General features: G+C 73.6%; 6 protein-coding genes. 5 read left to right on the plus strand and 1 reads right to left on the minus strand.

From position 1 onward, the window contains the following. On the minus strand, nt 1-1,597 hold a 1,597-nt coding region (gene lanM / locus BFF77_RS20270; protein ID WP_169922694.1), incomplete at its 3' end, for a type 2 lanthipeptide synthetase LanM. Between the two features lie 348 nt (nt 1,598-1,945). Between lanM and BFF77_RS20275 the strand changes: the two genes are divergently transcribed. From BFF77_RS20275 to BFF77_RS20295, 5 genes are all read left to right on the plus strand, one after another. Further along, nucleotides 1,946-2,569, plus strand: coding sequence for a response regulator transcription factor (locus BFF77_RS20275; RefSeq protein WP_066951908.1), 624 nt, complete (start codon nt 1,946-1,948; stop codon nt 2,567-2,569). After that, nucleotides 2,566-3,282, plus strand: coding sequence for a helix-turn-helix transcriptional regulator (locus tag BFF77_RS20280; protein ID WP_245703607.1), 717 nt, complete (start codon nt 2,566-2,568; stop codon nt 3,280-3,282). Before BFF77_RS20275 ends, BFF77_RS20280 begins: the two co-directional genes overlap by 4 nt. Nucleotides 3,283-3,601: 319 nt before the next feature. Further along, nucleotides 3,602-6,850, plus strand: coding sequence for a non-ribosomal peptide synthetase (locus BFF77_RS20285; RefSeq protein ID WP_066951911.1), 3,249 nt, complete (start codon nt 3,602-3,604; stop codon nt 6,848-6,850). Nucleotides 6,851-6,920: 70 nt separating this feature from the next. After that, on the plus strand, nt 6,921-8,255 hold the full coding sequence (gene ectB, locus BFF77_RS20290) for a diaminobutyrate--2-oxoglutarate transaminase (RefSeq protein WP_079125326.1): 1,335 nt from the start codon (nt 6,921-6,923) through the stop codon (nt 8,253-8,255). Nucleotides 8,256-8,328: 73 nt separating this feature from the next. Then, entirely contained in the window at nt 8,329-9,300 is a 972-nt protein-coding gene (locus tag BFF77_RS20295) for an ornithine carbamoyltransferase (RefSeq protein WP_066951913.1), read from the plus strand. Nucleotides 9,301-9,377 lie beyond the last annotated feature (77 nt).

Below are 9,377 nucleotides of genomic sequence, written 5' to 3' on the forward strand. Positions count from 1 at the left end.
CCAGCCGGCCGGGCCCGGCCGCGCCCTCGCGCGTCAGCAACCCGTCCGGGCCGCGCAGTTCGTCCCGGTGGGCGACGATCGCGTCGTAGCCCGCGCGGAAGCCGCTGAGCAGGGCGCCGGTGTACTCGCCCGCCGCGACGTCCTTGCCCGCCAGCAGCGGCCGGTTGCGGCCACCGGTGAACGGGACCGGACGGCGCACCAGGCGCATCGTGTCCGTTCCCGCGCCCTCCCAGGCGATCACCGCGTGCGGGCCGCTGTCGTCGGGCGCACCGCCCACGGCCGAGATGTCGACGGCGCCCAGCTCGCCGACCATGAGCTGCGGCAGCAGACAGGTCCGGTGCACCGAGGCGGCGAGCGCGGCCGAGGCCGGATCGGGTCCGGCGGTCATCGGCTCGGCCAGGGTGGCGTGCAGCAGCGTCTCGACATCCACCAGCACCGGCTGATCGCCGTGCGCGACCAGGTTGTCGTAGTGCAGATCGGAGCCCTCGACCGCGTACACCAGGGCCAGCAGCGCGCCCTGCCGCCGGTAGAACCGGTGGATGTCCGCGACGGACGCGCAGGAGAGATGGCCGATGTACTGGAGCCAGCCGTAGCCGTCCCGCGCGAGGGTCGCCACGGTCCGCAGGCCGAGATCCGCCACCTTGCCGTTGAGCCACTCCACCATCCGGTCGAGGAAGCCGTACTGGCCGAGCGGACGGGGCTTGTAGACCACGGTGGAACCGTCCGCGAAGCGCAGCAGCGCCACCGACCGGCCGCGCTCATGGGTGTCGCCGAGCCCGAGGTCCAGGGCCACCAGCGGTCCGGGATCGGTTCCGTCCAGCAGCTCCGCGACGATGGCCGTACGGTCGGCGGCGAACCGGAGCAGCAGTTCCGCGACGGCGTCGGCGGTGAACCGGCAGGTCTGGGCGAGCAGACGGGCGAGCACCGGATAGCCGGTGAAGAGCCGGGCCAGTCCTCGCGCGCCGCCCGTCTGCCGCAGGAAGTCCGCGAACCGGTCCTCGGGGCCGTCGCCCGACAGCCCTCCCGCCGTACGCGCGGCGGCGAGTTCGGCGGTGAGAGTACGGGCGGCCCGGCGGGCGAGCTCCCGCCCGAGCCGCTCCGCGAACCGCTCGGTCAGCGCGGCGGTGTCGGCCACGGCGGGATCCAGCGGGCCGTGCTTCCCGGTCAGCGCCCCGACCGCCGCGTCGACGAGCGGACGGAAGAGCGGGACGAACACGTCGGAGCCCGCGGCGCCGGACGCGCCTTCCCCGCCACCCGGGCCCGCCGCGTCCGGCGCCGAGGCGAGCGCTGTCTCGACGAACAGAGCCCAGTCCGGCTCGGCCGCCCGTCCGCCCAGTCGCTCCGCCGACTCAGTGGCGAGGGCGGCGGCCCGTTCCGGCGCGATCCCCAGGACATCCAGCCGTGCGTTCCAGCACGCCTGCTCCAGCTCCGACAGCGCGCGGCGCTCACGTGTCCCGCCGGGCTCGGCCGCCGCGCCGGGCTCGGCGGAGACGGGAGCGTACGGCAGGTCCAGCCGCTCGCGCAGCGTCAGGCCGTATGCCCACCAGCGGCGGGCCAGTCCCGGGGCGGTGGCGGAGGTGGGGGCGGAGAAGGTCACATCGGCAACCCTGACAGAACCGCACCGGAGCGGCATGGGGGCGGATCCCCCATATTCCGCGCCCGGGTTACCCACCCTCCGCCCCGCGTCCCCCACGCACCGCGCCCGGCACGGGAACCGCCCGCTCACCGGTCCGTGTACGGGCGGCACACGCGCCCCGGGGCCGGAGCCGGGCGCGCGGGGCCCGTTCGGTGGCCGTGCCGGGTGACGCGCCGGTCACGGTGCCTTTCCGGGGGGTGTGTCCCGGCATTCCCGTGAATACGGGGGACCGGCACCGATGTGACGGGCTCCCCGCCGAGCCGAAGGTGTGTATCGAGCCACCCGCCGCACGGAGAAGAGGAGTACCCCATGGGTGAACCGATGCCTGTCAGCGTGGTCGCACTGGACCCGGTGCTGGAGGCGGGCGCCAGGAGCGCCCTGCACAGCAGCCCGGATGTCGTCCTGGTGCTGTCGCGTGAGGCGGCCCAGGTGACCGTTGTGATGGTGGACCAGGTGGCCCACGAGACGATGGACATGGTCCGGGCCGTCCGCGGAGAGCCGCACCGGCCCGAGGTGGTGCTGGTGGCCACCGACCTGACTCCGGCGGAGGCCCTGCACGCCATCGCGGCGGGCGCCCGTGGACTGCTGCGGCGCCGCGAGGCGAGCGCCGACCGGCTGGTGCGTACGGTCCTCACCGCCGCCGGCGGCGACAGCACGGTTCCGCCCGACCTCCTCGACCGGCTGCTGGAACAGAGCGCGGACGCGTCCGGCGGGAGACCCGCGAAACCGGCCATCGCGGGCTGGGGGCTCGACGAACGGGAACGCGCGGTGCTGCGGCTGGTCGCGGACGGCCGTGAGACGGGCGAGATCGCCAAGGAGCTGAGCTACTCGACCAGAACGGTGACCACGGTGATGCGCGACATCACCCAGCGGTTCCGGCTCCGCAACCGCGCCCACGCGGTGGCCTACGCGCTGCGGGCGGGCCTGCTGTGAGCGCGCCCACGGTGGCGGCCCCACCGCTGACGTCCCAACTGCGCCTGCTGCTCGCGGACCTCACGGCCCCCGGCACCCCCGGGCCGGCGCCGCTCCCGCCCCAGCGGGACCGGCCGCGCGTCTATCTCAGCGCGCCGGGCCCGGCCCTCGGCGAGCCCGTCGCCGCGGCACTGCGCCGGGCCGGGATCGAGCGCGCCCCGGCGCCCTCACCGGAGGTGGTCCTGGTGGCCGCCGCGCGCACGGTCGACGAGGCGCTCGACGCGGGCCCGGCCCTGGACCGCCCGGGCGGCCGTCGTCTGCTGGTCGTCGCCGACACCTTCACGGCCGCCGGTGTGCTGCGCGGTGTACGGGCCGGGGCGCTGGCCATGCTCCAGTCGTCGGAGGCGAGCCCGGCCCGGCTGGCGGCCGGTGTGCGCTCCGCCTACCACGGCGAGGGCCGGCTGCCCTCCGGTGTGCTGGTACGGCTGCTCAGCAGCGGCGCCGAGCAGTACGCGCCGCAACCGCGGGATCCCGTTCCCGTACCGCCCCTGACGGCACGTCAGACCAGAGTGCTGGCCCTGGTCGCGGAAGGGCACGGCAACGCGGCCATCGCCCGGAGTCTCGCGTGCTCGCAGCACACGGTGAAGAACGTCATCTACGACCTGATGGCCCGGCTCCAGGTACGCAACCGGGCCCACGCGGTGGCGTACGGCGTCCGTACCGGTCTGATCTGAGCCGGCCGTCCGCCCCGGGCGTTCCGCTCCGGCCGTCCGCTCCCGGCCGCCGTGACCCGGGCCGGCCTGTTCCGATCGGGCTCGCGCCTGTCAGGGCCGCTCCGGTCAGGCCGGCGGCCCCCGGCCCGGCGGTGCGTCCCGCGCGGCCGAGCGTGCCCGCTCGGCGGACCCGGCGCACAGAGACATAAGCGCAGCAAGCCCGGCGGCGGACCGCTGCCACTCCTTCCCTGTTGCCGCGCCCGGCGCGGCAAGCAAGCTCTCGCTGTGCCACCACGGCCACCACGGACGTGGCAGACATCCCGACCCATGGAGGCAGCCGGTGGACCCCGCTGACAGCCGCTCAGCCGACGGCACCCGGACCACGTCCCGGACCACTTCGTTCTCGCAGCAGCGGCTGTGGTTCCTGGACCAGCTCCGGCCCGGCTCCGCGGACCATCTCCTCCCGCTGGCCCTGCGGCTCCGCGGTGAGCTGGACGTACCCGCGCTCACCGGCGCCTTCGCCGATGTCGTCGCCCGCCACGAGGTACTGCGCACCCGCTACCTCCCGGCCGACGGCGAGCCCGTCCCCGAGGTCGTCGCCGAGGCGGCGGTCCCGCTCGACCGCGTCGATCTCACCGAGGTCCCGGACGAGGACCGCGAGGAGCGGCTCCGCTCGGTCGTGGAGCGTGAACTGCGCCGGCCGCTCGGGCTGTCGGACGCGCCCGCGCTGCGGCTCACCCTGGCCAGGATGGCGCCGGGCGACCATCTCCTGCTGGTGGTGGTGCACCACATCGCCTTCGACTTCACCTCGTGGGGCGTCCTCACCCGGGAACTCGCCGCGTACTACCGGGAGCGCACCTCGGGCGAGCCCGCCGCACTGCCAAAACTCCCCTTCCAGTACACCGACTTCGCGGCCCGCCAGCGTGAACTGCTCTCCGGGGAGAGCCTGTCCGACCGGACCCGCTACTGGCGCGCCCGGCTCGACGGCCTCGCGCCGCTCGAACTGCCCACCGACCGGCCTCGTCCCGAGGTCTGGCGGGGCGACGCCGCGATGACACGGTTCCGGCTTCCCGCCGAGCTGGTGAGCGCGGTCGACGCCTTCGCCCGGTCCCAGCGCGCCACCCGCTTCATGGTGCTGCTCGCGGCCTTCCAGGCGCTCCTCGGCCGTTACACGGGACAGACCGATCTCGCCGTCGGCACCCCGGTCGCCGGGCGGAGCGGGCCCGGACTCCAGCGGCTGATCGGGCTCTTCGTCAACACCGTGGTGCTCCGGACCGATCTGTCGGGACGCCCGACGTTCGGTGAACTGGTGCGCCGGGTGCGGGACACCACCCTCGCGGACCTCTCCCGCGCCGACGCCCCGTTCGAGCACATCGTCGCCGAACTCACCCCCGAGCGCGACCTGTCCCGCAATCCGCTCTTCCAGGTCTCCTTCCTGCTGCTGGGCGGTGAGGCGGAACAACCCGAACTGCCGGGTCTGGAGACGGAGCTGGTCTCCACGCCCGCGAGCGGCACCCCGCTCGACCTGGTGCTCGATCTCATCGGCAGCCCGGAAGGACATCTCTCGGGACGGATGCAGTACGCCACCGCGCTGTTCGACGCCGACACCATGCGGCATCTCGCCGACGGCTACGAGGAGTTGCTGCGCGGTGTGCTCACCGCGCCCGACGCGCCCCTGGCCGAGACCGCCCGGAGCGTCTCCGCGCTGCCCGCCAAGGAGCGGCGCCGGCTGCTCGACCGGGGCGCGGGCGACATACGCCCCGTACCGGAACTGACCATGGCGGGACTGTTCGAGCGCCAGGCCACGGCCACGCCCGACGCGCTCGCCGTCCGGGCGGCGGACGCCGAACTGACCTATGCCGCGCTCGACGCGCGGGCCAACCGGCTCGCGCATCTGCTGAGGGAGCTCGGTGCCGGTCCCGGCACCCCGGTCGGTGTCCATCTCGCGCGCGGCGCCGGGCTCGTCGTGGCACTGCTCGCCGTGTTCAAGGCGGGCGCGGTGTACCAGCCGCTCGATCCGCTGCACCCGGACGCGCGGCTGGCCCGTCTCGTCGCCGACACCGGTGCCCGGCTGGCGATCACCGAGCGGGCGCTCGCCGGCCGTCTCGCCGGCACGGGCGTACGGACCCTGCTGCTCGACCGGGACCAGGACCGCCGGGAGATCGACGCACGGCCCTCGGCACGCCCGGACCGCCCGGCCCGTCCGCACGAGCAGGCGTACATCTTCCACACCTCGGGCTCCACCGGTACGCCCAAGGGCGTCATGATCCCCCACCGGGCGCTGACCAACTTCCTGCTGTCGCTGCCGCACCGGCTCGGCCTCGGGCCCGGGACGCCGGTCATGGCCGTGACCACTCTCTCCTTCGACCCGTCCCTGCTGGAGCTGTGCCTGCCGCTGATCACCGGCGCGCAGGTGGTGATGGCGGACCCGGAGCAGGCCAGGGACCCACAGCGGCTGATCCGTCTGATGGACGCCGTACGTCCCGCCGTGCTCCAGGCCACACCCGTCGTCCTGCGGATGCTGACCGACACCGGCTGGTCGCCGCCGCCCGCGCTGACCGTGCTCTGCGGCGGCGAGAAGATCCTCCCCGGTCTCGTGCGGACACTCACCGCCCGCGGCGCCCGTGTCTGGGACCTGTACGGGCCGACGGAGACGACCGTATGGGCGACCATGGCGCGGCTCGGGCCCGACGGGCGGGTACGGGACTGGGCCGCGTTGGACAACTGCACCGTACGGCTGCTCGACCAGCGCCTGGAGCCGGTGCCGGCCGGTGCGACGGGACAGATCCACATCGGCGGCGCGTCCGTCGGATGGGGCTACCACGACCGGCCGGAGCAGACCGCGGAGGTGTTCCTGCCCGATCCTTACGCCACCCGGCCCGGCGGGCGGCTCTACGCCACCGGGGATCTCGGGCGGCTGCGGCCGGACGGATCACTGGAGATCCTGGGCCGCGCGGACCACCAGGTGAAGATCCACGGCCACCGGATGGAGCCCGGTGAGATCGAGGCCGCCCTGCTGACCTTCGCCGCGATCCGCGCGGCCGTCGTCCACCCGACCCCGGACGCCTCCGGCGAACCGCGCCTCACCGCCTATCTGGTGACGCGCGAGGGCCACCCGGCCCCGGGCCCCGGTGAACTGCGCGAGGGGCTGCTGACGACCCTGCCCGACTACATGGTCCCGGCGTCCTTCATGGTCCTCGACGAACTGCCCACCACCGTCACGGGAAAGGTGGACCGCAAGGCGCTTCCGCTGCCCGACGCCCCGTCACCCTCCTTGCCCGGCAAGGACGTCGGTCATCAGCCGCCGCGCACCCCGCAGGAGAGGACCATCGCCGATGTCTGGCGGACGGTCCTCGGGACGCCGGAGATCGGCGCCCATGACGACTTCTTCCGGCTCGGCGGCCACTCCCTGCTCGCCACCCGGGTCTCCGTACGGCTGCGGGGCGAGCTCGGTATCGACGTACCGGTGCGGGCCCTGTTCGACCATACGACCGTCGCCGCCCTCGCCGCCGCCCTGGACGGTTATCCCCGGGTATCGGCCGACCGTGCCGCGCCGGTGCTCACCGCGCGGCGCAGGGCCGGCCGCTGAGCGAAACCACCACCCGCCGCCGGGCAGTGCCCACCGGCCGGCCGCACCATCCGAAGCCGAGAGGACCCGCATGACGACCACCGTCCCCCTCCACCAGCCGCTCGACGACACCGGCCGCACCGGCCGTCCCCTGCCCCATGTCCCCGCCGTACCTCCCGACGTCTCCGTCTTCGAGGAGCTGGAGTCGGAGGTCCGGCTCTACTGCCGTACCTTCCCCGTGGTCTTCTCACGGGCCAAGGGAGCCGAACTCCACACCGAGGACGGCCGTACCTTCATCGACTTCTTCTGCGGCGCGGGCAGTCTGAACTACGGGCACAACAACGACTTCATCAAGCAGCGGCTGACCGACTATCTCGCCTCCGACGGCATCATGCACGGCCTGGACATGCACACCGTCGCCAAGCGCGAGTTCCTGGCCCGCTTCGCCGAGCTCGTGCTGCGCCCGCGGGGCCTGGACTACAAGGTGCAGTTCGCCGGGCCCACCGGCACCGACGCGGTGGAGGCCGCGCTCAAACTGGCCCGCAAGGCGACCGGACGCACCGGGCTCATCGCCTTCTCCGGCGCATACCACGGAATGTCCCGCGGCTCCCTCGCGGTCACCGGCAGCCGCCGCGCCCGCCGGGCCGGCGGAGTGAGCGGCCAGGACGTGACGTTCGTACCGTACGAGGACGGCCCGCTCGGCCCGTTCGACTCCATCGCCTTCATCGAGCGGCTGCTCGCGGACCCCTCGTCCGGTACGGACGTGCCCGCCGCCGTGATCGTCGAGCCCACGCAGATGGAGGGCGGTGTCTATCCGGCGAGCGGGGAGTGGCTGCGCCGGCTGCGCGCGCTCACCCGGCGCCACGGGATTCTGCTGATCCTGGACGAGATCCAGGCGGGCTGCGGGCGCACCGGCACGTTCTTCGGCTTCGAGGACGCCGGGATCGTCCCCGACATCGTGACCGTCTCCAAGTCCATCAGCGGCTACGGGCTTCCGCTCTCGCTGACCCTGTTCCGGCGCGAACTCGATGTGTGGGAGCCCGGGGAGCACACCGGTACGTTCCGCGGCAACCAGCTCGCGTTCGTCGCCGCGACCGCCGCGTGCGAACTGTGGCAGCACGGCTCGTTCCGGGCGGGCGTGGCCCACGCGGCCGGGCGGCTCGACCGGTTCCGATCCGAACTCACCGCGCTCGACCCGGCCCTGGCCGTACGCGGCCGGGGCATGGTCCTCGGGATCGACACCGCGGGTGCCGGAGGTCCCGAACGGGCCCGCTCCGCGCAGCGGTACGCCTTCGAGCACGGCCTGATCGTGGAGCTGTGCGGACGCCACGACGAGGTCATCAAGGTCATGCCGCCGCTGACCATCGACGCCGGCCGGCTCGACCGCGGTCTGGCGGTCCTTCACGAAGGGCTGAGGGTGCGCTGATGCGCAACCGCAGCCCGGTCCGCCGTCCGATCCGCCGCCGACCCGTCACCCGCCGCAGACCAGGGAGGACCCGATGAGCCGTCCGATCCGCCGTCACATCATCTCCATCGACGATCTCAGCACCGAGGAGCTGGACCGTATCGTCCGGCGCGGTGTCCGGTACGCGGCCGGTGAGCTGGAGGACGCGCGCCCGCTGCACGACGCCGTCGTCGGCGTCCTCTTCCGCAAGACCTCCACCCGTACCCGTACCGCCTTCTCGGCGGGCACGCTGCGGCTCGGCGGGCGGCTGATCACCTACGGTCCCGGCGACCTCCAGGAGAACACCGGCGAGAGCGTGGAGGACACCGCCGCCGTGCTGTCCGGGATGATCGACGTACTGGTCGCCCGTACCGCCGGGAGCGAGGCCGAGCTGCGCGCCTACGCGGACCAGCGGCGGATGGCCGTCGTCAACGCGATGAGCGCCGACGAGCATCCCACCCAGGCGCTCGCCGATCTGACCACGCTCATGGGCACGTTCGGCCGGATCGAGGGCCTGCGGGTGCTCTATGTCGGCGAGGGCAACAACACGGCGTCCGCGCTCACCCTGGCGCTGTCCCGCTACCCGAACACCGAGCTGTATCTGCGGACACCGCCCGGATACGGAGTGGCCGGGCGCTATCTCGAACGCGCCGCCGTCAACGCCAAGACCACCGGCGCCCGCGTCGAGCAGCGCCACGACATGGACGGGCTGCCGCCGGCCGATGTCGTCTACACCACCCGCTGGCAGACCACCGGCACCGCCAAACCCGACCCGGACTGGCGACGCCTGTTCGCTCCTTTCCAGGTCGGCCGGGCCGTGATGGCCACCAGCCCCGACGCGCTGTTCATGCACGACCTGCCCGCCCACCGCGGCGAGGAGGTCACCGCCGAGGTCCTCGACGGGCCCGCGAGCATCGCGTTCCGGCAGGCCGAGAACAAGTATCACAGCGCCCGTGCGGTCCTGGAGTGGTGCACGGCCGGCGGCGCGCTCTCCGACGTTCTTCCCCGGGAGGTAGTCCAGCCATGAGTGAAACCGTACTTCTGCCCTCGGGCGGCTGGCGGCTGTGGACCCATTTCTCGCTCCGTGGTCCGGGTTTTCCGGTG

Source organism: Streptomyces lushanensis (genome assembly GCF_001700515.1).
Classification (GTDB): Bacteria; Actinomycetota; Actinomycetes; order Streptomycetales; family Streptomycetaceae; genus Streptomyces; species Streptomyces lushanensis.

Bases quoted from the DNA above. Each gene is read 5' to 3' on its own strand.
- ectB (WP_079125326.1), top strand. From the start codon at position 6,921: ATGACGACCACCGTCCCCCTCCACCAGCCGCTCGACGACACCGGCCGC.
- BFF77_RS20295 (WP_066951913.1), top strand. From the start codon at position 8,329: ATGAGCCGTCCGATCCGCCGTCACATCATCTCCATCGACGATCTCAGC.
- BFF77_RS20275 (WP_066951908.1), top strand. From the start codon at position 1,946: ATGGGTGAACCGATGCCTGTCAGCGTGGTCGCACTGGACCCGGTGCTG.